Origin of the sequence: Leptolyngbya sp. AN02str (assembly GCF_050565595.1) — a bacterium.
GTDB lineage: Bacteria > Cyanobacteriota > Cyanobacteriia > Elainellales > Elainellaceae > Kaiparowitsia.
This window is the reverse complement of record NZ_JBNXVR010000028.1, coordinates 48,651-72,207: the sequence shown is the minus strand read 5'-3', so window position 1 is coordinate 72,207 and position 23,557 is coordinate 48,651. Positions and strand designations below refer to the sequence as shown.

General features: G+C 54.4%; 19 protein-coding genes. 5 read left to right on the top strand and 14 right to left on the bottom strand.

What is annotated here, in order from left to right; genetic code table 11:
* Window positions 1–30: 30 nt before the first annotated feature.
* From ACQ4M4_RS19340 to ACQ4M4_RS19330, 3 genes are all read right to left on the bottom strand, one after another.
* Window positions 31–2,031 (bottom strand): nitrate ABC transporter ATP-binding protein, encoded by a 2,001-nt coding sequence (locus ACQ4M4_RS19340; RefSeq protein ID WP_430686095.1) that lies wholly within the window; start codon window positions 2,029–2,031, stop codon window positions 31–33.
* 38 nt (window positions 2,032–2,069) lie between these two features.
* Window positions 2,070–2,897 carry a nitrate ABC transporter permease gene (ntrB, locus tag ACQ4M4_RS19335; protein WP_430686094.1) on the bottom strand — a complete coding sequence of 276 codons (828 nt, stop codon included), beginning with the start codon at window positions 2,895–2,897 and terminating at the stop codon, window positions 2,070–2,072.
* 304 nt (window positions 2,898–3,201) lie between these two features.
* Window positions 3,202–4,557, bottom strand: coding sequence for a CmpA/NrtA family ABC transporter substrate-binding protein (locus ACQ4M4_RS19330; protein WP_430686093.1), 1,356 nt, complete (start codon window positions 4,555–4,557; stop codon window positions 3,202–3,204).
* Between the two features lie 464 nt (window positions 4,558–5,021).
* Between ACQ4M4_RS19330 and ACQ4M4_RS19325 the strand changes: the two genes are divergently transcribed.
* Window positions 5,022–5,465, top strand: coding sequence for a hypothetical protein (locus tag ACQ4M4_RS19325; RefSeq protein WP_430686092.1), 444 nt, complete (start codon window positions 5,022–5,024; stop codon window positions 5,463–5,465).
* Between the two features lie 203 nt (window positions 5,466–5,668).
* Here the strand turns inward: ACQ4M4_RS19325 and ACQ4M4_RS19320 are convergent, their stop codons facing one another.
* The 6 genes from ACQ4M4_RS19320 to ACQ4M4_RS19295 all read right to left on the bottom strand — a co-directional run bounded on the left by ACQ4M4_RS19320 (window position 5,669) and on the right by ACQ4M4_RS19295 (window position 12,271).
* Window positions 5,669–6,808, bottom strand: coding sequence for an ABC transporter ATP-binding protein (locus ACQ4M4_RS19320; protein WP_430686091.1), 1,140 nt, complete (start codon window positions 6,806–6,808; stop codon window positions 5,669–5,671).
* A gap of 21 nt (window positions 6,809–6,829) precedes the next feature.
* A complete protein-coding gene (locus ACQ4M4_RS19315; protein WP_430686090.1) occupies window positions 6,830–7,618 on the bottom strand; it encodes an ABC transporter permease in 789 nt (262 codons plus the stop codon).
* A gap of 10 nt (window positions 7,619–7,628) precedes the next feature.
* The gene (locus tag ACQ4M4_RS19310) at window positions 7,629–8,630 is read right to left on the bottom strand and encodes an ABC transporter permease (RefSeq protein WP_430686089.1); all 1,002 of its coding nucleotides are present in this window, start codon (window positions 8,628–8,630) and stop codon (window positions 7,629–7,631) included.
* A gap of 19 nt (window positions 8,631–8,649) precedes the next feature.
* On the bottom strand, window positions 8,650–9,849 hold the full coding sequence (locus tag ACQ4M4_RS19305; protein WP_430686088.1) for an ABC transporter substrate-binding protein: 1,200 nt from the start codon (window positions 9,847–9,849) through the stop codon (window positions 8,650–8,652).
* A 155-nt stretch (window positions 9,850–10,004) separates the two neighbouring features.
* On the bottom strand, window positions 10,005–10,235 hold the full coding sequence (locus tag ACQ4M4_RS19300; RefSeq protein WP_430686087.1) for a hypothetical protein: 231 nt from the start codon (window positions 10,233–10,235) through the stop codon (window positions 10,005–10,007).
* A 104-nt stretch (window positions 10,236–10,339) separates the two neighbouring features.
* Window positions 10,340–12,271 carry an iron uptake porin gene (locus ACQ4M4_RS19295; RefSeq protein WP_430686086.1) on the bottom strand — a complete coding sequence of 644 codons (1,932 nt, stop codon included), beginning with the start codon at window positions 12,269–12,271 and terminating at the stop codon, window positions 10,340–10,342.
* Window positions 12,272–12,608: 337 nt separating this feature from the next.
* Here ACQ4M4_RS19295 and ACQ4M4_RS19290 point away from each other — a divergent pair, with 337 nt between their 5' ends.
* Window positions 12,609–13,691, top strand: coding sequence for a glycosyl transferase (locus tag ACQ4M4_RS19290; protein WP_430686085.1), 1,083 nt, complete (start codon window positions 12,609–12,611; stop codon window positions 13,689–13,691).
* 13 nt (window positions 13,692–13,704) lie between these two features.
* Here the strand turns inward: ACQ4M4_RS19290 and ACQ4M4_RS19285 are convergent, their stop codons facing one another.
* From ACQ4M4_RS19285 to ACQ4M4_RS19275, 3 genes are all read right to left on the bottom strand, one after another.
* The gene (locus tag ACQ4M4_RS19285; RefSeq protein WP_430686084.1) at window positions 13,705–14,433 is read right to left on the bottom strand and encodes a PrsW family intramembrane metalloprotease; all 729 of its coding nucleotides are present in this window, start codon (window positions 14,431–14,433) and stop codon (window positions 13,705–13,707) included.
* An 87-nt stretch (window positions 14,434–14,520) separates the two neighbouring features.
* Entirely contained in the window at window positions 14,521–15,090 is a 570-nt protein-coding gene (locus ACQ4M4_RS19280; protein ID WP_430686083.1) for a DUF4126 domain-containing protein, read from the bottom strand.
* A 24-nt stretch (window positions 15,091–15,114) separates the two neighbouring features.
* A complete protein-coding gene (locus ACQ4M4_RS19275; protein WP_430686082.1) occupies window positions 15,115–15,408 on the bottom strand; it encodes a hypothetical protein in 294 nt (97 codons plus the stop codon).
* Between the two features lie 9 nt (window positions 15,409–15,417).
* On the opposite strand from ACQ4M4_RS19275, the gene ACQ4M4_RS19270 reads away from it, so the two are divergent.
* The 3 genes from ACQ4M4_RS19270 to ACQ4M4_RS19260 all read left to right on the top strand — a co-directional run bounded on the left by ACQ4M4_RS19270 (window position 15,418) and on the right by ACQ4M4_RS19260 (window position 20,169).
* Entirely contained in the window at window positions 15,418–16,998 is a 1,581-nt protein-coding gene (locus tag ACQ4M4_RS19270) for an adenylate/guanylate cyclase domain-containing protein (RefSeq protein WP_430686081.1), read from the top strand.
* A 255-nt stretch (window positions 16,999–17,253) separates the two neighbouring features.
* Window positions 17,254–17,892 (top strand): hypothetical protein, encoded by a 639-nt coding sequence (locus ACQ4M4_RS19265; RefSeq protein WP_430686080.1) that lies wholly within the window; start codon window positions 17,254–17,256, stop codon window positions 17,890–17,892.
* A gap of 120 nt (window positions 17,893–18,012) precedes the next feature.
* Window positions 18,013–20,169, top strand: coding sequence for a thioredoxin domain-containing protein (locus ACQ4M4_RS19260; protein ID WP_430686079.1), 2,157 nt, complete (start codon window positions 18,013–18,015; stop codon window positions 20,167–20,169).
* Window positions 20,170–20,389: 220 nt separating this feature from the next.
* Here ACQ4M4_RS19260 and ACQ4M4_RS19255 read toward each other — a convergent pair whose 3' ends face one another.
* Window positions 20,390–22,036 carry an acetolactate synthase large subunit gene (locus tag ACQ4M4_RS19255; RefSeq protein ID WP_430686078.1) on the bottom strand — a complete coding sequence of 549 codons (1,647 nt, stop codon included), beginning with the start codon at window positions 22,034–22,036 and terminating at the stop codon, window positions 20,390–20,392.
* Between the two features lie 98 nt (window positions 22,037–22,134).
* On the bottom strand, window positions 22,135–23,526 hold the full coding sequence (locus ACQ4M4_RS19250; RefSeq protein WP_430686077.1) for an NAD-dependent succinate-semialdehyde dehydrogenase: 1,392 nt from the start codon (window positions 23,524–23,526) through the stop codon (window positions 22,135–22,137).
* Window positions 23,527–23,557: the final 31 nt, after the last annotated feature.

Genomic DNA, 23,557 nt, shown 5'->3' with positions numbered 1-23,557 from the left:
TCAATATCAGAGTGGAGCGACGCAAAGCAGCTAGGCGGCGATCGCCGGACGACCATCCAGCACGACTTCGGCAATTGTGATGTCTCGTTTGATCGCCAAACTGTTGAGATAGCCAATCGGATCTTCGGCATTAAAATCCGTGCCATCAAACAGATGGATGCTGCCGCGAGTAAACTTGTCATCCAGCAGGCCCAGTTCCCGAGCTGCCGTGCTGTACACATCCACTCGCACAATTCGCTCCAAAATTTCTAGCCAGTTGCGTGGGAATGGCACGTCGCCCCACCGAGCCAGCTGCGTCATATGCCACAGGTGCTCCGTCCGGCTAGGACGGTTGGCCCCATTGCCAAAGAACAAATGATGCGCATACTCCCGCATGGGCTGATTCAGCTCGCACACCTGGCTGCTGGGATTGCCCAACTGGATATATTCCATCGGCGTGCCCAAGTAGGTTCGCCGCGAGAGGATCTGCCGAATTTCTAGTTCGTTTTCGGGGTCGGCGCAGTAGCGGCAGGCGTCCAGCAATGCCTTGGTAAGTGCAATGTGGGTGTTGGGGTAAGCACTGGCCCAATCTTCCCGCACGCCCAGCACCTTGCCGGGATGCCCATCGTAAATTTCGCGATCGCTCGCAATAGTAAAGCCTGCACCATCCATCGCCGCCCGCAGATTCCAGGGTTCGCCAACACAGAAGCCATCAATGGTATCGGCCTTCAGATCCACCACCATTTGCGCGGGGGGAATGGTTTGCAGCGACAGGTCGCGATCGGGGTCGATGCCGCCAGCCGCCAGCCAATAGCGCAACAGCAAGTTGTGCATCGACGATGGATGCACCATACCCATGCGGTGCTGACCTGGTGTTTCCTGCAGCATGGCTTTGAAGCTTTCTAGGCTGTGGATGCCCTGCTCGTAAAAGCGGCGTGCCAGGGTAATGCCGTTGCCGTTGCGGGTCATGGTCAACGCCGAGACCACAGGCAGCGGCTGGTTTTGGTGGCCACCGAGGGAGAACCACAGCGGCATTCCCGAGGGCATTTGGGCCGCATCTAGATATTCTCCAGCAATGCCATCCACAATGCCGCGCCAGCTGGTTTCGCGCACCAAGTTCACTTCATCCAGCCCGTGCTTGGCAAAGAAGCCTTTTTCTTTGGCGATCGCCACCGGAGCGCAGGCGGTCAATGGCACAAAGCCAATGTCCAGGTTTACTTTTTCCAGACCATGACGAGCGATCGCCGCATGTTTGCGTGCCCGCAGTTTCTTGATCCGCTTCTGCTGGTTGAGGAAGTAAATGATTTCGCTGCGCAGGCTGTAGTAGCTGGGATGCTCCACCACTTCCATCCGCTTCCGAGGTCGGGGAATATCGACTTCCAAAATATTGCCGATTTCCGCGCCGGGGCCGTTGGTCAGCATAACGATGCGATCGCTCAGCAGCACGGCTTCATCCACATCGTGGGTCACCATCACCGCCGTCACGTTATTCTCATCGCAAATGCGCATCAGTTGGGTTTGCAGATTCCCGCGAGTCAGCGCATCCAGTGCACCAAAGGGCTCATCCAGCAGCAACAGCTTGGGACGAATTGCTAAGGCTCGGGCGATCGCCACCCGCTGCTTCATTCCACCCGAGAGCTGGTCGGGCATTTTGTCGGCGGCGTGCTGCAAGCCCACCAGGTCAATGTGTTCCTGCACAATCGCCTGCCGTTCGCCTTTCGGCAAGTCGCCATAGACCGTGTTCACCGCCAGGGCAATGTTTTCGCGCACCGTGCGCCATGGCAACAGGGAATAGTTTTGGAACACCACCATGCGATCGGGGCCAGGTTTCTTGATCTGGTTGCCCTCCAGCGTAATCACGCCAGAGCTAGGCAACGATAGACCCGCAATCATGTTCAGCAGGGTCGATTTGCCACACCCCGAGTGGCCAATAAAGGAAACAAACTCACCTTGCTTAATCGTCAGATCAATGCCCTTGAGGGCAATGTACTCGCTTCCATCCGCCAGGGAGAACACTTTCTCTACCTGGTCTGCTGCAACTAAAAGACTCATCGGCGTTTCCTCAATGTCGTGTGCGTACAGTCAACGAACTACTTACGAGCCGGAGCGATTTTGGACTGCAAGAAGGCGATCGCCCGATCCAACAACAAACCCACACCACCGATGTACAGCACCGCCAAAATGATTTCGCTGATGTAATTCTGCTGATACGCATCCCAGATGAAGAAGCCAACGCCCACAATGCCCGACATCACAATTTCAGCCGCGATAATCGCCAACCAGGCCAGACCGATCGCAATCCGCAAACCCGTAAAGATGTAAGGCAACGCCGAGGGAAACAGAATGTTCAAGTAATAGTCTTTGCGAGACAGTTGCAACACTTGCGCCACGTTGTTGTAGTCATCGGGGATTTGCCGCACGCCTTCTGTGGTGTTGATGAGGATGGGCCACACTGACGTAATGAAAATCACGAAGATGGCAGCGGGCTGGTTTTGTTGCAATGCCACCAGGGCGATCGGCACCCAGGCCAACGGTGCTACCATCCGCAAAAACTGAAAGATGGGATAAGTCGCCTTATTCAACCAGGGATTGGTTCCCACCAAAACGCCAACCGAAATACCCACCACTGCGGCAACACTATAGCCCTGAGCTACCCGACCCAAACTGGCCAACGTTTGCCAAAACAAACCTTTGTTCAACCCGCCCAAATCAAAGAATGGATAGAGCAACAGCTCCCGCGTGCGTTGATCGGTCCACAGGCTCAACGGGCCTGGCAAACGCGTCAAGCCTGACCACGACACCAACTGCCAAATCACCAAGAATGTTGCAACACCAATGATGGGTGGCAATAGATCGGCACCTCGCTTTTCCCAAAATTGCTGTAGTGGCGAGAGTACCGAGTTCGAACGTGATTGCATCCGGGCTTTTGTGTTAGGAACCATGATGTTGCTTTAACCTATCTCGTGTTAACTATTCCCATGGAGCTGTGAAAGAGGAATCCAAAGGGAAAACCTTTCAGCCACACGGTTACTGGCCGCCTTTTTAGATGATCAAGACTTGCGCAGGGTCACCAAATTTGGTGCGTTTGTGCTGTGCGCAGGCGGCGAAGCACCCTACACACAACTCCAATCGCAAATTCAGCTAATGGGAGGGTTGGTAACCTCGGCACCAAGCCTCGACAACCCAACGCGGGGAAATCCTCAACCAACCCTCGATGAATTTCTAGACCCGCTTGATGTCTAGGCTGGTCAAATATGCTTCGGGGTTAGCCGGATCAAACTTGATGCCATCGAAGAAGGTTTCCACTCCACGGGAGGTGCTGGTGGGAAGATCGCTAAAACCGGCTTCTTTGGCCGCTTCAAGCCACAAATCTTCACGGTTCACCGAGTCAACCATGCGCTGAACCACATCAAAGTCAGTGAGGGTGTTTTTGTGGAAGCCCCAACGCATGCTCTCGGTTAGGAACCACAGGTCATGGCTCTTATAGGGGTACGACACACTGCCCTTGGGATCTTTCCAGTACAGCGGCCCAGCGTTAATGTCGTTGAAGGCGGCCTTGCCATCGCCCATGGTGTAGTTGCCTTTGTAGGGCGGTGTCAGAATCTCGGCAGGAATGTTGAAGAAGTTGCGACCGGAGCAAATTTGCACCAGTTCAGCTCGGTTGGCGGGGTCATCGCACCATTGCTGCGCTTCCATCAAGCCCTTGAGCAATGCTTTGGTCGCCTTGGGGTTGGCATCTACCCAGTCAGCCCGAATTGCCAAGTACTCTTCGGGATGGAAGGACCAAATTTCGTGGGTGAGTGCCGCCATGAAGCCAATTTCGTCCGCCACAATGCGATAGGGCCAGGGGTCGCCGGTACTGAAGGCATCCATGGTGCCGTTGCGCATACCCTGCACCGTTTCGGCAGGAGGTACGGCGAGTAAATCAATGTCGTTGTCTGGATCGACTCCACCCGCTGAAAACCAATACCGAATCCAAAAGTCTTGATTGACGTTGGGGAACGTGTGAGCAGCTTTGAACTTACGGCCCTCATTTGCCTGAAAGCCTTTGATATAGTCGGCTGCGCTGGCAATATCTGCGCCTAATCCTTTACCAGCATGAATTCCAGCGATCGCAATTCCATTCCCTTGAGTGTTGAGCTGAGCCAACACATACATGGGCACCTTTTGGCCATTAGTAATGATGCCTTCGCTAATGAGATGAGGCATGGGCATTTGCCATTGGCCCCCATCAATGCCGCCACCACCAGAGCCAATCGTCACGTTATCTCGCGCAGAAGCCCAGTTGGCCTGTTTGGATAACTCCACGCCAGTCATTCCATACTTGGCAAAGAACCCCTTTTGCTGGGCGATGATCATGGCTGCCGATTCCACGATGGGAATGTAGCCCAATTTAATCGTTGTGGTTTCTGGCGTATCGCCCGCCGTAACAGGAGATGGAGACGCCGCAACATTCGTAGCCACCGGGGCTGTCGCTGAAGGTGGGTTGCCTACACAGCCTTTCAGCAATACGGCTCCCGCCGAGGCTCCAGCAGTGACCAAAAACTTGCGCCGAGACACATTCGCAAAATTAGACATAAAATCTCCTTCCAGCGCCCCAATATGGTCGCTGCTAACTAAATGAACGAGTTGCAAAAAGGCTCTAGAGTTAAGCTGTATCCAGGTGAAACGCCAACGGTTCGTAGCCAGGACACTATCTCCAAGCTGAGATCACACATCGCGATCTCAAGTTGAGATAATGCTCAACATGGTCATTGACTTAATTCAATCGCAAATCAAATTTGCATAAGACTAAGTCTATACGTTTTTTTTCAGAATGATCCATGGCAAGCCGGGGACTGGCATACAAGTTTTCAGCACGAATGATAACTTCAGCTTATTCAATAGAGGCTCGTCAATAGAAGAAATTAACTCTGATTGAAGAAAAGCTGCGATCGCCCTCAAACCTTGCACCAGCAAGGGATACAAGTACCTTTCTGGAAACATCAGGAGCAACGCTGTAGTTCAATTTGTTCAGCACAAACAACCAAAAAGCGTTTAATATGCTTCGAAAAATTATGTTGACCACAGCCGCGATCGCCACAGTGCTGTCTGGTCTGTCCGTTCCTGCTTCTGCCCAAATGGCCGAAGTTCCCTCTCCCAATCGCAACGGTGACTACACTACCGCAGTCATGCGCGGCAATCGCGGCAACACCTATCAGGTCACTCGCTGGCTGGTTGTTGACCCCGATCCTACCTATTTAAATTGCCGCGCCACACCCAATGGTCGCGTTCAGGCTCGGCTGGCACCCGGTACTCTGCTCCGAGCCGTATTTGAGCAAAATGATGCCGTGATTCGGCAGAACGGCTCGCCCTGGTTGCGGGTTCGGCCATCCGGCGGCTCTACCGTTGGTGAGACGAGCCCCTGCTACGTTCGCGCAAACCGTCAGTACATTGCGCCCATCAACGGCGATTCCTGGCTCGACGTTACTGGAATGAACCAGTAGAGGGCGATCGCCCTCCAGCATCAGCACATCCCGCTGTTCTCCGTTCAGAATCCCTCCTCTCCCAAATTTGGGAGAGGAGGGTTAGGGAGGTGAGGGCCGTTTAGAGAACTGATATTACACAAACCACGACGGCAAAGTGCCCAATCTCCAACGAGGTCGGGCCTTCTTGCAATAGGAACCGGAACTCTGCGCCAACCGAAACGCTAAAAATCTTGCAGGCTGGGTTGCTTGCTAGGTTGAGCCGTTTCGCGCTTGGGTTCGGGGTCGGCTGGCAAGACTCGGCACTGTTCGGCAGCAAAGCCCATCTGCACCACCTGCCCTGACTGGTATTGCTCGGCCTTATCGGTTGGAACATCTACCTTGAGGTAAAAGTCGCCCGTCAGCACCGACAGGCGAACCACCGCCCCCAGAAATAGCCGACTCGCAATCAATCCGCTCAAAACATTGGCGATCGCCGAGGTCGGTTCATCGCCCAACAGCTGAATATTTTCGGGGCGTACCAGCACCATCACGGGTGTACCATCGGCCAGATCGGTGGGCTGCGTTTGCAGTCGCTCATCGGGAACATCAGACTGGGGATTGGGCGTAATGCGGACCTGCCCCTGTTCCCACAAACCGGGAATCTGGTTCATCGCACCGATAAAGGAGGCGGTGAACGGCGTACTGGGCGCAAGGTAAATTTCTTCGGGGGTACCCTCTTGCTCAATGCGACCCTGAGACATGACAACCACGCGATCGGAGACGGAGAGCGCTTCTTCCTGATCGTGGGTAACGAACAGGGTGGTGATATTGAGCTGCTGCTGAATGCGGCGAATTTCGTTACGGAGCTGGACGCGAACGCGAGCATCCAACGCTGACAGGGGTTCGTCCAACAACAGCACCCGAGGGGCGATCGCCAACGCTCGTGCTAGGGCAATGCGCTGCTGCTGTCCGCCAGACAGTTGGTGCGGGTAGCGATCGCCCATATTTCCCAACCCTACCAGCTCCAGCATGTGAGCGACTCGCGCTTTTTGCTCCGCTGGCGACACCTTCTTCAACCGTAGGCCAAAGGCAATATTTTGCGCGGCCGTCATGTGGGGAAACAGGCTGTAGGACTGGAATACCATGCCCATATCGCGCCGATTGGCCGGTAGTCGGGAAATATCCCGCCCTTCCAAATAAATCTCGCCGCTGGTGATGGGCTCAAATCCGGCAATCATGCGCAGGATGGTGGTTTTACCGCAGCCCGACGGCCCCAAAAGAGAAATGAATTCTCCTGCTTGGATCTCCAAACTGACATCCTGCACCGCCATCATTGCAGATTGGTAAGACTTGTAGACATGACGCAACTGGAGATAAGCCATGAGAATTTAACCAGATAACAATCAACGAGGGCCAGAAAGCTGATTTTGGTTGCCCTGGCCGAGAAATTGCACAATGGCGATCGCCCCCCAGGTCAGCGCAAAGCTAAGGATGGCTAATGCAGACGGCTCATACACCTTGCTGCTGCTGAGCAAGTTCATATAGGGGCCAAAGGCAGGCTGCGCCAGCAACGCCGCAATTGTGAACTCGCCCATCACAATCGTGAACGTTAGGAATGCACTGTTCAGCAAAGCCACCCGCAGGTTGGGAAAGATGATCCGAAATACGATCGTGCGCCAGTCCGCCCCCAAACTTTGGGCCGCTTCTGTGAGCGTCCGAACATCGATCGCCCGCATACCCGTATCCACCGCCCGGTACACATAGGGCATCGACAGAACCACATAGGCTGCTGTAAGCAAAATCCAACCGCCCTGCCGCGAGTTGAGCAGGGTAGTGCTGTAGGTGCGAATCAGGCCAAACACCAGCACCACCGCCGGAACCACAAAAGGCATCAGCGTCACTAGTTCCACCACAAACCGCAGTCGCGGCAATTTGAATTGCACCCAATACACTGTGGGGACAATCAGCAGCCACCCCAGAGCGATCGCCACCAATGCCGTTACCAGCGAGAAGGTGAAACTCTGGAAAAAGTTGGGGTCGTTGAAGACGTTGTCGTAGGCGGTAAAGCTGAGGCGATCGCGCTCGGCTCGTAGCGAAAAGCTGAGCGTTGCGGCCAGCGGCACCACAAAGTACAGCGCCCCCAGCACCACCCACAACCAGCCCCAAAATGTCTGTCTTCCCGCTTGATTCATCACCATCTCCTCACTGCAACCAACGGGATGTGCGACGCTGCAACCAGGCATAGGCCGCGATCGACAGCGCCATCACCACCACCATACCCAGCGCCAGCGCGTTGCCTAACCCCGGATTTTGCAAGGCATCGCCGCTAATTTGTGCGCCGATCAAAATCGAGACCAGATTGATTTGCCCACCCGTCAATGCGTAGGCCGTCGCGTGGGCACCAAAGGCATTGCCAAACAGCAAAATCACCGTACCCAGCACCGACGGCATCAAAATCGGCAACGCCACATAGCGCCAGTACTCCCAGGTGGTTGCGCCCAGGTTTTCCGAAGCTTCGCGCCATTCCCGCTTCAGCCCGTCAAAGGCCGGGGCCAAAATCAAAATTGTCAGCGGAATTTGGAAATAGAGATAGGTGAAGCTCAATCCCCAAAAGGTGTACAGGTTAAAGCCCGATTGGTAAATATCCAGCCCAACTGCCTTGAGCCAGCCCGTCACCGCGCCCAGCCGTCCTAATGTGGCGATGAAGGCAAAGGCCAACGGTACTCCGGCAAAGTTGGATGCCACCCCGGAAAAGGACGACAGCACCGATCGCACCAACCTGGGTAATCCACCCACGGTCATCGCATAGGCCATGAGGAAGCCGATCAACCCACCCGCCAAAGCCGTCAATAAACTGAGGCGAATGCTGACGGAATAGGCCGAGACGATGGAGGGCTGCGACAAATCCCAAATGTTTTGCAGCGTAAAGTTCCCCTCGCCATCCTGAAAGCTGCGCACCGCAATGGAAGCTGCTGGCAGGAACAGAAAGGCGATCGCAAACACAAAAAACGGTGCCACACCCAACCATTCCCACGAGCGCATGCGGGTGGCAATGGGGGAACGGGGCTGATCAATCGTGAACGGAAGATTGCGGCTGGAGGACACGAGCTTTGTTGGGGGAGTCGGGAGTGGGAAATTGGGAGTAAGGACAGGATGCGATCGCCCAAATCTGCAAAGCGCGATCGCATCCTGCGAGCTATTCAAACACAGGCAAACGATTGGCTTACTTCACGTCTGCACCAACCACGCTGTCCCAACCCTGAGTAATCACATCCGAGGCGGCTTTGATTTGCTCACCGTTGGGGAACTGGGCCTGGGCATACAGTTCTGGCGAAGGCAGCTTGCTCATCATGTCCGCAGGGATAGCGTTCTTGGTGCGCAGATCGTCAAACCGGACGGGACGGGAGTAGCCCTTCAGCCAAATCAATTGGCCCTCGTCAGAGTAGAGGTGCTCCATCCACAGACGAGCAGCATTGGGACGAGGAGCGTAGGCGCTAATGGCCTGCACATACACGCCAGCCAGTTGACCTGTTTTGGGCACGACGACTGCAATCTCAGGATTACCAGCCGTGGCATCGCGGTTGGCAAGGGCGTTGTAGTCCCATCGCAGGGTAATGGGAGTTTCCCCTTGGGCAACCGTGGCAGGCTTGGCAATCACAGGCAAAAAGTTACCCGCAGCATTCAGCTCCTTAAAGAATTCCAGTCCAGGCTGAGCATTGGTGAGGGAGCCCCCGTTACCCAGAGCTGCGGCCCATACCGCGTTGATCGCCTGACCCGACTTGCGCGGGTCGCCTGCCAGAGCCACCTGACCCCGATATTCCGGCTTCAGCAAATCGGCCCAATCTTCGGGCAGAGCCTTCACAATGTCGGTGTTAATTTCAAAGGTCATCACACCGTAGTAGTCGCCGTACCAGAAGCCTTCGGGGTCTTTTAGCGCATCGGGAATGGTGTTCCAGGTAGAGACTTTGTAGGGCTGCAACAGACCTTCTTGCTTGGCTTCTTCACCAAACTGAAAGCCCACATCGATCACATCAGGATTCTGCGGCCCCTTATTGCCTTTGTTAGCACGAATGGCTTCCAGCTCATCGGCAGAGCTGGCATCGGGGTTGAGGTCGTTTAGCTTGATGAAGGGATACTTTTGCAAAAAGCTGGCCTTCATTTCTTTGTAGTTGGCCCAGTCATCTGGCAGGGCAATCACGGAGAGTTCACCCTCAGCCCTTGCGGCTTCGATCAGGGCGTCCATGCCGCCTGCGGCTTCTAACGAGATCGGCAGATTTGCAGCCGGGGTGCTGCCGGCCCCAGCCGAGGTGGCGCTCGTTGTGGTTGTGTTGGTACAAGAGTTGAGCGCGATCGCTCCCAATCCAGCTACTGCACTCAGGCTCAAAAAGTTGCGGCGAGAGAGCCGACGATAGTCCTGGTTCACAAGTGTCCCTCTTAAGAATAAAACTTAAAAACTCACGGCTCTGATGCTGATATTTAGCAGCGAAGCGAACGATAAACTGCGTTCGTGAACAGAAATGTTCATGACTTTAGGAATAGCGCTCAAATTTAGTACATCACTGAAAGTTAAACAGCAGCTTACGCTCTGGTAAAGGAAAAATTAAAGATAAAGAACGAATCTTGGGCATGAATTGTTGTGTAATTTCCTAACGGCAATTCATCTTCAAGCAGTTGTTTGTATGTGAAGGCTAAACCGTTGTGTGGTGTGGCGATCGCTATCTGTGCGATCGCCAAATTCGGGAACCATTCAACAGCGGATAAACCATGATTTCTTTCCAAGCAAACTAGAAAAACTGGAGAAAATTCCACAGGAAATCTCAATTAAAAAAAGGACTTGAACTACTCAGTGACGAGCATTCCAAATCCCTTAAGATTCATGAAAATTTGAATGAGGATTTACCTCAATCTTGTTTCTAAAACGCTAGCTGCATCCGCAAGTTTCCAACATAAACCGCTGGATTACTCTCAAAATTGTTGGCATTCCAAATCGCATAAAACGCAGGCACAAGGGCTACATTGCGCGTTAACGGATAGTAATACGTCGCTTCAACTTCAAACTGGGTGCCACCATCACCACCACCCGACAGCAAAAACTCTTGTCCTTCCAAATAGTCGTGGGGAATCAGGAACGACAGCGTTCCCAACGCGCCCTGCTTACCCAAATCGGGAAACGCCAACCCAGCCTGAAACGACTGCACCCGAATATCGCCACCCGCTCGGGCTACATTCACCGGATCAATATCCATACGGCCATAGGAGTAGCGACCAAACACCCCCAGCCATTCGGCAATTCGCCAGTCAAAGTTCGCCACAAAGGTATCGGATTCGGCATCTTCTACGAAACCGCCAAAGCCATCGTCCGCATAGCCATAGGGCAGCGGTTCACCCACTGCGCCGCCAATAAATCCGTTATAGGCTTTGATATTGGAACGGTTGTACAGCACTCGGAAATTGAAGTTGGAGCTGGGAGAAAACGCCAGTTGCGCTGTCAATGTGTTGGTGCCATTAAACAGACCATCCCCTGGCTTGGAAGCTGTGTTGAAGATTGACGTGTTTAAAAACTCGGTGCTTTCGCCCATGTAGCCTACGGTGAGCTGCACCGGATCCGCCAAGCTCCAGCGCACGACCGCCCCCGAACCTCGGTCAATGGCATTGAGCAATGTGCTGCCATTGGAATTGAAGCTGGAGGTGCCGTTAATGAAGAAGTTGTAGGCGTTGCCGTCGAAATAGCGGTAATAGTTAAGGCGCGGGCCAACATCCACTTGCAGGCTGTCGCCAATGGGGAAAGAGTAATAAAACTCCCGCAGAATCACCTGGTTGTTGGCAGCAGGCGACGAATCTAAAAAGGGTGTACCCCATGTGTTGAGAAAGCCCGCAGAAACAAGTTGGTTTGCGGGAGAGGTGGCATTGCCTGCGGCAAGCTGGGTCACCAGCGCATCGCGTCCGGTAAACGAGGTAGACAGCGTCAGCCAAACGAGATAGCCCAATGTGGCTTGCGGATCACCGCGTAGAACGCGACTGGGCTGATTGGTGATGGGATCGCGCACGGGTGGCGCAAAGGGGCTACCGGGCACAGCAGCACTACGTTCGGCCAAGATGTCGCCCGAGGGAAATGCCTGCGTGAGGTTAAACCACGCATTGCCTCGCAGAATGGTGGTGGTGGAAAACTGCTGGGCTTCTAGTGCAGCCGTGCGTCCTTCTAACAAGTCAACCTGGCTGCTGAGGGCAGCAAGTTCGGAGGCAAACTCTCCTTGCAGCCGCTCTATTAAGAGCATAATATCTGTCGATGTCGTTTGCCCTGGGATGGCATCAAGACACGCGGCCAGCCCTGCGGCGAACTCATAGCGGGTAATTGGCCGATTGCCCCGAAACAGGCCATCGGGGTAGCCCTCCAAACAATCCAATCCGCCTAGTTCCTCAGAATTGGCCAAAAAGGAGAGGGCTTCGTAGGCCCAGTCGGTAGGCTGTACATCCGAGAGTTGGGTTACTGAGGTGACTTGCCCGATCAAGGGCCGCACGGCTGGAGCAGCTGGTGGAACCGCAGGCTCGGCCACTTGGTTTAACACAATGGGCAGGGTACGTTCTGCTCCATTTTCGCCAAAACCAGCTTCTAGATCGCCCTGAAGTGCTGATGAATCTAGCGCGATCGCCGGATCGAGACTGGTCAAGCCTGTTGGGGTTTGTCGTGCGATCGCCGATGGCAAAACCGCTTGGGTAGGCTCCGACGAAGCTTCTGCCACAGATTTGGATTGTGGAGCAGCCGACCCGGCGGCAGCAGGGGCAGAAACTCCTAGTGAACCTACGAGAAGGAACACTAGAAGAGAAGTCCATTGTTCAATTTTCACAGTTGCAATCCTCACACCATTTTGAAAAGCGATCGCCCCTTTGCAACCCGTTATCTAGCCGAGTGCAAAGCGGCAACAACTAACCCGATTAAGAGCCAGTTAAGGTGAAGAATGCAGGGAAATTACGGTTAGCCTAGTTACGTAGGCTACATTTACACATTTTTTCCTTGATCAAGTCAAAATTTCATCACAAATGGCGGTTCACAGGCTGGAATAAGAGCCCTAGCTGTTCTCTGCAACACAGCACACTTCTTTGGGCGATCGCCAAATTAACAAATCTTCAACCTGGGCATTTTGAGGGTACGTTAGTAGTCAGACTTTACTCATCGCGCTTGCCATGCCTCAGCCCATTCTGTACGTCGCCATTACCAACCATGGCTTTGGCCATGCCACCAGGACGGCATCGGTCGTTGCCGAAATTCAGCGGCGTTGCCCCGATATCTTGGTCATGATGGTGACCACCGCCCCCCGCTGGCTGCTGGAGTCCTACATTGATGGCGACTTTATCCATCGGCCACGCGGGTTTGACGTGGGGGTGGTGCAAAGCGACAGCATTAAGATGGATCGCCCTGCCACCCTCGAAAAGCTTAAGCACATTCAGGAGCAGGCTCGCGCAACGATCGCCGCCGAAGTGAGCTTTATTCAGCAAAATCGGGTGGGGCTGGTGCTGGCCGATATTCCTCCGCTGGCAGCGGCGATCGCCCATGCGGCCAATGTCCCCTGCTGGATGATGAGCAACTTTGGCTGGGACTTCATTTATCGGGCGTGGGGTGGCGAGTTTGAGGAGATGGCCGATTGGATTGGAGAGTGCTTTGGCCAGTGCGACCGCCTGTTTCGGTTGCCGTTTTACGAACCGATGAGTGCATTTCCCCATATTGAGGATACGGGGCTAACGGGCGGTTCGCCGCGCTTTGCCGAGGCCGAGCTGCGCGAGACGTTTCAGCTCAAGACGACCAAAGAAAAAACCGTTTTGCTGACGTTTGGTGGGTTGGGCTTGGAGCAAATTCCCTACCAAAATCTGGAACACTTTGCCGATTGGCAGTTCATTACCTTTGATCGCAATGCGCCGGATTTGCCCAATCTGGTCAAAATTGGCGATCGCCGCTACCGTCCGGTGGATGTGATGCCGCTGTGCAGTCGTGTGGTTTCTAAGCCGGGGTTCAGCACCTTTGCTGAGGCGTGTCGGCTGAATGTGCCCATTGTGTCGATTACACGGCGCGACTTTTCAGAAGCGGAGGTGCTGCTAAATGGCGTGGCGGATGTATCAGCCCACCAAATTATGGAACCTGATGAGTTTTTCCAGGGCGATTGGGGCTTTTTGCGATCGCCCCTGAATCCACCCCGTACTCAAAAAACGATGGCAAAGGATGGTAACGAAGCGATCGCGCAAGCTGTGATCGACTACTTGATGAGTCGTTAGTGACTAGTCAGGCTCAGGCTGAGTCGCTTGAATCGGAGGACACGGCATGGGGTGAGGAGGCGATCGCGGCTCGAATTCGGCGCGAGGTCATGCGCCAGCTCAAGGGCACTGCAATCAACAAGCCCAGGGCCAACCAGGGAGAAATCACCAGCAGACCATTGAAGATGCCATGGGATAGCATGGCCAGCAGTAAGCCTTTGCGAATTAGACCTGCGGATTGGGCTTTGGGCAAGAACTTGGACACTCCCAGCGCATAGCCAGACAGGCTTGCCCACAGCGCATGGCCAGGTACTGACAGGAGCGATCGCAGCACAAACAGGGTTAATACAGCTTCGGTGGTGGAGGTGGCGGCTCCATCAATCACGGCGGGTTCGCCAAAGTAGGCATCAAGCAAATAGCCAACGTTTTCGATGGAGGCAAACCCCAGGGCAGCAGCGGCAGCGTAAACGATGCCATCCATGGGTTCGTCAAATTCGGCATGGTTGTAAACGCCGTGCCGCACGACCCAGTATTTGGCATACTCTTCGGTGACGGGAGCCACGACGACGAAGAGCATTAAGGCTGGGAGCCAGTCAAAGAATAATTGAACAATGACGACGGGGATGGCGATCAGCACGCCCCAAACAAAGATTTTGATCACTAGGTGGCGCGGTTCGGGCTCTAATTTGTCGCGGCGGTAAAAGTACCAGAGCCAAAAGAGACCAGGCGCGATCGCCAACACAAGCAAGGTTAAGATGTTCATTCAATAAGGCTTTAATCTAACGGAAGAGAATCAATAAAAGGCCGTTGCGCCAATTCATGCACATCGCGATTGGGGCAGAAAGCAGAGTCAGCCCAAATCAGGACGCCGTCGCATGAGCTTGAGGATGAGCGATATGGCGTAGAAGAGAATGCCGATTACTAGAATTCCAGTGAGAATGGGGAGGGCGATCGCCAGCACCGACAGCACAACGGATGACAGCAACTCCATGGTAGATAGCAGTGGGTTGCCCAGCCCTCCGGTGGTGGCCGTGGAGGTGAGGCGAGCGGCATCGGTCATGCCCTGCACCAGCCCGGCAGCGGTTCCTCCTGCCAAGATGGAAGCGGTCCAATGGAGTAGGGGGCTCATTTCTCCGGTGACGGAGTAGGTGGTAATCACGCCTGCAATGACGGCGATCGGAGTGGCGATAATGTCGAGCAGTTCGTCAACCCATGGAATGTAGTAGGCGGCAACTTCAATGAGGGTGGCGGCACTAAACATGAAGAGGGCTGTTGGGGTGCCAATCCAAGCAAAGCTGGGAGCCAGTTCTAGGTTGCCGCTGCTGGCAGCGAGGCTCATCACCAAAAAGGGAACAAAGATGCGAAAGCCTACTGCTGCGCTAAGGCTAACGCCAAGCAACAAACTGAGCAAATTTTCCACGGGTTGTCCTCTAGCTGGTGAGCTTCATTGTATAGCGGGTGGTGTTTCAAATGTGTGGTTATTGGTTGTGGAAGGGGTGCGATGCACCCCTTCCACAACCAATAACCACACGTCTAGAACATCACCGAATCGGGAAATGGTAGGCTCGGTATAGGCTGAGCGATCGCGACTGATAAACGTTTCTCCTGTAGTAGCCACGGTGGTGTGAGTTGTGGGCTTGTTTTGCATGATTCGCATGACCGATACAATAGCCTCAGCTTCGCGTAAGCGTTTCTCAATCCAGATCGCTTCATTCCAGCGTTGTGCGCTCTTTGTCAACCTACTGCAATGACCCCTGTTTTTTCGACCCAAACGACTAGAGACGCACTCATCAACATTGAGCCTAAGTTGCGCCAGCTGTTGCCTGCCGAACTCTATGCTCGCGTGTGGGTACAGCCCCAACCCGAAACCCTGATGCAGGTTTTTCGGCACCTGTCTACGCTGCAACGCGCCCTTCAAGATTATGTGCCCCGCCAGGTTGCCGAGTCGCTGCCTCAAGCAGGCAGAATGCGCTTTTCGTGGCGAGAGGGGGCACTGCTGTTTACCGACCTGGCTGGGTTTACGCCTCTGCTTGAAGCCAATGCCTCCTATGGGAACCGAGGCGCGATCGCCTTGTTAAACGTTTTGAACCGCTACTTTTCCGACATGTTGGAAATTGTGAGTAAGTCGGGTGGCGAGCTGTTGGAATTTACCGGCGATGCCATGCTGGTGCAATTTTTGGCCGATGGACAGGATGGAGATGTGATTCAGGCGGTGCGAGCGGGGTTGCGAATGCAGCGCGCGATGGACCGCTTTCGCCATATTGATACGCCTCATGGCACCCTCTCTCTAGCAATGCGGGTTGGCATTCATGCAGGGCGATATTTGACGGGAGACGTAGGTTCTCCAAAACGCATGGCTCATATTTTATTGGGGAAAACGGTACAGCAAGCCAAACAAGCAGAGAGTTTGGCACTGGTTGGGCAGGTGTGCGTCACGCAACTGGTGGGCGATCGCCTGCGGTGCCAATTTGACCTAGAGCCCAGCCACAATGGCTACGCATTGGTTAAAGACAACTTAACCGCCGATGAACTCGGCGAGTACGACATTGCCCTACCTCGGCGGCGAACCTTTACTCCAGTTTTGTTTGACCGCAGCGTTACCGGGCTCATTAACGAAATTCAGTCTGCGCTGAACCACGCAGAAGTCTTGGCGAGCTATCTTCCCCGTCCTATTCTCAACTTGTTGATTGAAAGCACCGCATCTCGCAGCATCCCGCCCGAGTTTCCAGAGCCAGTGATTGTGTTTGTGAACTTGATGGGCATTCCTGAGGCCATTGATACAGCGATAGGCGACGAGGTGGAAGCCCTCGTTAGTTGTTTTTCGGATGCGTTTGCCCTGATTGATGCGATCGCCGAAGCCCAAGGTGCAATTCTGCAAAAGGTGACTTACCACTCGGTGGGATCAGATATGTTGCTGTACTTTGGGGCACTTAGCCAACGGCAAGACGATCCGATTCGAGCGGCGGAGGTGGCCCTTGCCATTCGCCAAGTTGTCTACCAGCTCACACCTCCGGTGGTGGATGGGCAACCCATTACGTTGGCCTGCCGAATTGGCATTGCGTCAGGAGCCGTCTTTAGTGCCGAAATTGGCGAACCACGGGGGCGGCGAGAGTTCAACATTTTGGGAGACCCGGTCAATACGGCGGCAAGGCTGATGACCCACGCTCAACCCAACGAGATTTTGCTCGCAGAGCCGATCTACCACGCGATCGCCCCCCAGTATGACTGCACAGCGCACGGGCCTGTTAGTTTGAAGGGCAAAGCGCGATCGCTCACCCTATTTGCCTTGGAACGTCGTCGTGTTGCTCCCTCCCAATCAAAGTCATAAGCCGTTCTACAAGCTCTATCAATATTTGCCCAAACCCACCTCAAAAACTCGCCCAGTTATCCGGAAAAGTTGCGTCAGAGTTTGCTATTGATAGAGAACAGAGGTCACTGAAGTAACATTTGCTGATCTCTCATCCCCGACAGAACTGACGCGCTTCGGGCAGGTCCTCGGGGATTTAGATAGTTTTTGTGACTTGCTCACGAACAATTATCGAATTGCGCCAGTCCTAAGCTAGTTTGAACATTGGTAGAAGCTGTGAAGAAAGTCATTATCTTGATTGGTTGGGTGATTGTGGGCGGAGTTGTGGGTGGCATGGCCGCCGCCGCTCTATCGGTTCGGCAAGCTACACGGGTGCCCAACTGGTACACCAGCCAAACCGAACAAACCAGCAGCCAACCCAATGCCGCAGAACTCGCCCCTTCGGCGATCGCCCTCGACAGCAGCCAAATTCAGGATATTGTGTCGAACGTGGTGACCAATAGCCCCATCAGTCCTGAGCTGCGCCAAACGGCAGAGCGCATTACCACCCGCATTGAAGATGGGCAGTTAAAGACAGGAACCGTCATCAATGTGTCGAGTCTGCCCCTTGAGCAGCTACAACCCGCCGAGCGTGAACGGGTTGAGCAAGTCCTCAGTCTGGTACCAGGCTTGGCCAATCGAGATGTATTTATTGGCATAGAGGGCAGCCCCAAGATCCAAAACGGGCAGGTGCAGCTCGATCGCGACATGGTGATCAAAGTTGGGAATTTGAGTCTGCCGCTGGCTATGGTGGCTCGACAGTTGGGGATGTCGATTGAGCAGCTAGAACAGCTGGTCAACCAAGAATTGCAGGCGCAAGGGTTGGATGTTGGCACCGTCGAAATTGTGGGCGATCGCCTGGTTATCCAGCAATAATTTCTCATCGTTCTACACCCCAATCTCAGTCCGTTTGGCCAAACGTCTTCCTCCTTTGGCCTTTCGCCTTTCTTAGAGCAAGACGGTAGACTCGAAACAAGTTGAGCTACCCCTAGCCCTATGACCAATCGTCTTGCCCATTCCCAAAGCCTGTACTTACAAAAGCACGCCGAAAATCCAATCGATTGGTGGCCATGGTGTGACGAGGCGATCGCCAAGGCTCGTACTGAGAATAAACCGATCTTTCTCTCGATTGGCTACTCTAGCTGCCACTGGTGCACCGTCATGGAGGGCGAGGCGTTTTCGGACGGGGCGATCGCTGAGTATATGAACGCCCAGTACATCCCCATTAAAGTGGATCGCGAAGAAAGACCCGATATTGACAGCATCTACATGCAGGCACTGCAGCTCATGACGGGGCAGGGAGGCTGGCCGCTCAACGTCTTTTTGGAACCCCAAGAGCTTGTGCCTTTCTACGGTGGCACCTACTTTCCCCAAGAGCCCCGCTATGGACGGCCAGGTTTTTTGCAGGTACTACAAGCACTCCGGCATTTTTACGATACCGAACGCGACAAACTGCAATCGGTTACGGGCGAAATTATGGAGCGGCTGCAGCAATCGGGCTCGGCACAGGATGACATAGAACTATCCGCCGAGCTCCTGCGAGGGGGGCTGGAATACAGCGCTGGCATTCTGTCAGCCAAGGCAGGTGGCCCCAGTTTTCCCATGATTCCCTACGCCAATGCAGCGGCCCACGGCATGCGGTTTGCGACCGAAGGCTCCCAGTTTGATGCAGTAGAGGCCAGTCGCCAGCGGGGGCTGAATCTGGCCTTGGGTGGCATTTTTGACCATGTGGCCGGAGGATTCCACCGCTACACGGTTGATCCGAGCTGGACAGTGCCCCATTTCGAGAAAATGCTCTATGACAACGGGCAAATTGTGGAGTTTTTAGCCAATCTGTGGGGTACAGGCATGGAGGAACCTGCTTTTCAACGAGCGATCGCCCAAACGGTACACTGGCTCACGCGCGAAATGATCGCAAAGGATGGCTACTTCTACGCCGCCCAGGATGCCGACAGCTTTGTCACCCCAGAGGATGCCGAACCCGAGGAAGGCGCATTCTACGTTTGGACTTATGCGGAACTCCAGAATTTGCTCAATCCCGACGAACTGGCCGAACTAGAAGCCCACTTCACGATTTCACAGGTAGGCAATTTTGAAGGGAAAAACGTGCTGCAACGGCGCAACGCAGGCGAATTGAGCGATCGCACCGAAGCCATCATTCGCAAATTATTTAAGGCACGCTACGGACTCCCCGATTTAGACACCTTTCCTCCAGCCCACAACAACGAAGTCGCCAAAAATTACAAATGGACAGGGCGCATTCCCGCCGTGACCGACACCAAAATGATTGTGGCGTGGAACAGCCTCATGATTTCGGGCTTGGCCCGCGCAGCCATGGCCCTACAAGAACGGAGTTACCTGAAACTGGCGATCGCCGCCGCCAACTTTATCTTGAACCATCAACAAGTCGATGGCCGCTTGCACCGACTCAACTACAACGGTCAAGCCAGTGTCATTGCCCAGTCCGAAGACTATGCCCTGTTGATCAAAGCGCTGCTGGATCTGCATCAAGCTTGCCTGATCGACAACATTGGTGCTTCTACCGACCACGATGCCGATGGCATTATCGGTCAAACCACCGATAGTCCCTATCTGGTCACCGCCCCCATCCACCCGCGCATTACCGCCAACTTTGCCTCATCGGCTTACTGGCTTAGCCACGCCATCAAGCTCCAAACCGAGTTCGACAAGCATTTGTGGAGCGCAGATCTGGGTGGCTACTTCAACACTGATGCCCGCGACGACCTGATGGTACGAGAACGCAGCGTCGATGATAACGCCCTCCCCTCCGCCAATGGAGTGGCGATCGCCAACCTGGTGCGCCTCTTCCTCCTCACCGAAGACCTAGACTACTTTGACCAAGCCGAGCAAGCCCTACAAGCCTTTAGTAGCGTGATGGCGCAATCACCTTCTACCTGCCCCAGCCTATTTACCGCCCTCGACTGGTTTCGCAACGCTACCCTCGTTCGCTCCACCCCCGAACACCTAGCGCCGCTGATCGGCCAGCACCTGCCCACCGCCATGCTCCGCCTAGACTTCAGTTTGCCAGAGGGCGCGATCGCCCTCGTCTGCCAGGGTCTAAGCTGCAAAGCCCCCGCCACCACCCCCGAGCACATGTTCCAACAAATCGAACAAAGCTGGCACCGCGCCTAAACATGATTTGTTTGAGCAGTGTGTAATACCAATTCTTCAAAATCAAACAACAGACTTGAATGAGGCATATCGCCCTCACCTCCCCAACCCTCCTCTCCCAAATCTGGGAGAGGAGAGATTCTGGGGGTCTGGGGGAGTCGAGTCCCCCAGAAAGCGGGGGACCGGGGGGAAGTCCCCCGGACAGAGTTTTGGTTAGAGACCGTTTTTTGAATAAGCAACCCTAGATCGCGCAGCTCAAATCCCCAGCCCGCTTACTAAACCGCAGGTTTTCGCTATAATCCACCGGACAATCAATCACCGCAGGCACCTCATCCAACAACGCTTGCTTCAAAATCGGCACAAAATCCGTACTCGACGTCACCCGATACCCCTTCAGTCCCATCGCCTCCGCCAGCTTCACAAAATCTGGATTGCTGAACTTAATAAACGACGACTCCTGAAACTGATTCATCTGCTTCCACTCAATCAAGCCATAGCCACCATCATTGAAAATGATGGTGACAAACGGCGTCCCAATTCGTAATGCCGTCTCCAACTCCTGATTGTTCATCATGAAGCCGCCATCGCCCGTAACCGCCACCACCTTACGATTCGGGGCCACCAGTTTCGCCGCGATCGCCCCCGGAATCGCAATTCCCATCGCCGCAAACCCATTCGAGATAATGCAGGTATTGGGGCGATCGCAGTGATAGTGCCGTGCCATCCACATCTTGTGAGCGCCCACGTCGGAAATCACAATATCCTCCGGCCCCATCACCTGTCGCAAATCGTAAATCAGCTTTTGCGGCTTAATCGGAAACCCATCATCGTGCGCATGCTCCTCATAATCAGTCTGGATATCCGCCCGCAAATGAATTGCGTAGGGATCAGACTTACCCTGGCGATCGCACCGCTGCAAAATTTCCGCCAGCGAATCCGAAATATCGCCCACCACCTCCGCCAAGGGAATGTAGCTACTATCCACCTCCGCCGGAGTCGCACTCACATGCACAATTGGAATGTCACCCGTAGGATTCCAGCGCTTAGGCGAATACTCAATCAAGTCATACCCAATCGCAATCACCAAATCCGTATGGTCAAACCCGCAGCTAATGTAATCCCGCTGCTGTAGCCCCACCGTCCACAGCGCCAGCGGATGCTGATAGGGAATCACCCCCTTGCCCATAAACGTATTCGCCACGGGAATATTCAGCGTCTCCGCAAACTGGGTCAACGCCTCACTGGCATGGGCACGAATTGCCCCATTTCCCACTAGAATGATCGGGCTCTTGGCCTGATTAATCGCTGCTGCCGCCCGCTCAATACTTTGGAACGACGCATACACCCGCTCCCGCGTATCCAACCGAAGAGGGCTTCCCTCCACCTTCATCGCCGCAATGTTTTCCGGCAGATCGATATGCACCGCACCCGGCTTTTCGCTTTGGGAAATTTTGAACGCCTTGCGCACAATTTCCGCCGTGTTGCTGGGGCGCACAATCTGCGCATTCCACTTGGTGACTGGGGCAAACATCGCCACCAAATCCAAATACTGGTGCGACTCAATATGCATGCGATCCGTGCCCACCTGGCCTGTAATGGCAACCAATGGTGCGCGATCGAGATTGGCATCCGCCACGCCCGTCATCAGGTTAGTCGCACCCGGCCCCAAGGTCGATAGACACACGCCTGCCTTGCCAGTCAGCCGACCATACACATCCGCCATAAAGGCCGCACCCTGCTCGTGCCGTGTGGTGATGAACTGGATGGAGGAGTGCTTGAGCGCTTGCAGCACATGCAGGTTTTCTTCACCCGGCAGCCCAAATACATACTCCACACCTTCATTTTCCAAACACTGCACCAGGAGTTGCGCCGTATTCAAATCACTCATACCCATACCTTTTTTGTTTGTACAGAAAGGAACCGGAAGCCATTGACTCTTGATCAGCTCTAGCCTTTAAGACTGGTTGAAGCGAACGCTGGAACCCGCTACTGAATCCACACGGTTTTGATGTTGACAAACTCGTGGATGCCTTCCTTGCCAAGTTCACGACCATAGCCCGATCGCTTGATGCCACCAAAGGGCAACCGGGGATCGGATTTGACCATGCTGTTAATGAACACACACCCTGCTTCCAAGTCGCGAATGAAGCGATCGCGCTCAGCATCCTCCCGAGTCCACGCACAGGAACCCAGGCCAAAAGGAATGTGGTTGGCAACGCGAATCGCCTCATCCACATCCGCTACTCGAAACAGCATAGCCACCGGGCCAAACAGCTCCTCTTGGGCGATCGGAGCCTCAAGGGGAATCTCCGCCACAATCGTTGGGGGATAGAAGTTACCCGCTTGCAAATTCGACGGCAGCGTTTGCTTCAATGCGTCCACATCACCGCCAATCAAGATCTTGCCGCCTGCGTCTACACAAGCCTGCACCTGCGGCTGGAGATCTTGCAGGATGGTAGGCGTCGCCAACGGCCCGATCTTCACCTCGGGATCGAGCGGATCGCCCACCTTCAGCGCGGCATACTTAGCCACCAGCTTTTGGGCAAACGCATCAAAGATGGAGTCCTGCACAATGAATCGCTTCGCCGCAATGCAAGACTGGCCGTTGTTGATCATGCGGGCAGTCGCCGCCATATTCACAGCCGCCTCCAGGTCGGCGCTCTCCATCACAATGAAGGGATCGCTACCGCCGAGCTCCAACACCGTTTTCTTGATGACAGAACCCGCCGTAGATGCCAAACTGGCTCCCGCAGGTTCGCTTCCCGTCAGCGTGGCCGCCTTCACCCGGTCATCCGTCAAAATTTGCTTCACCTTATCGGCTCCCACCAGCAGAGTCTGGAATGCTCCTTTTGGGAATCCGGCTTTTTCAAAGACCTCTGCGATCGCCAACGCACTCTGCGGCACATTCGACGCATGCTTCAGCAGGCCCACATTGCCTACCATCAGCGCTGGAGCCGCAAACCGAAACACCTGCCAGAACGGAAAGTTCCACGGCATCACCGCCAGCACAATCCCCAACGGTTGATAGCTCACATAGCTATGGCTTGCGTCGGTTTCCACCGTGGCCGGGGCCAGAAACTCCTCCGCATGTTCGGCATAGTAGCGGCACACCCAGGCCGACTTTTCCACCTCGGCGATCGCCGCTTGAATGGGTTTTCCCATTTCCACCGTCATCATGCGGCCATAGGCGTCTTTATTCGTCTCCAGCACATCGGCAGCGGCACTCAGCCATTGCGATCGCTGCGCCAACGGAATCGTACGGTAGGTTTCGTAAGTATGCTGCGACAGCTCAATAGTTTGGGCGATCGCAGCATCCGATAAAGGTTCAAAAGTTTGAATCGTTTCACCAGTTGCCGGGTTAATCGTCGCAATCCCCATATCAACACTCCTTGTTAAATCGACTGAGCTG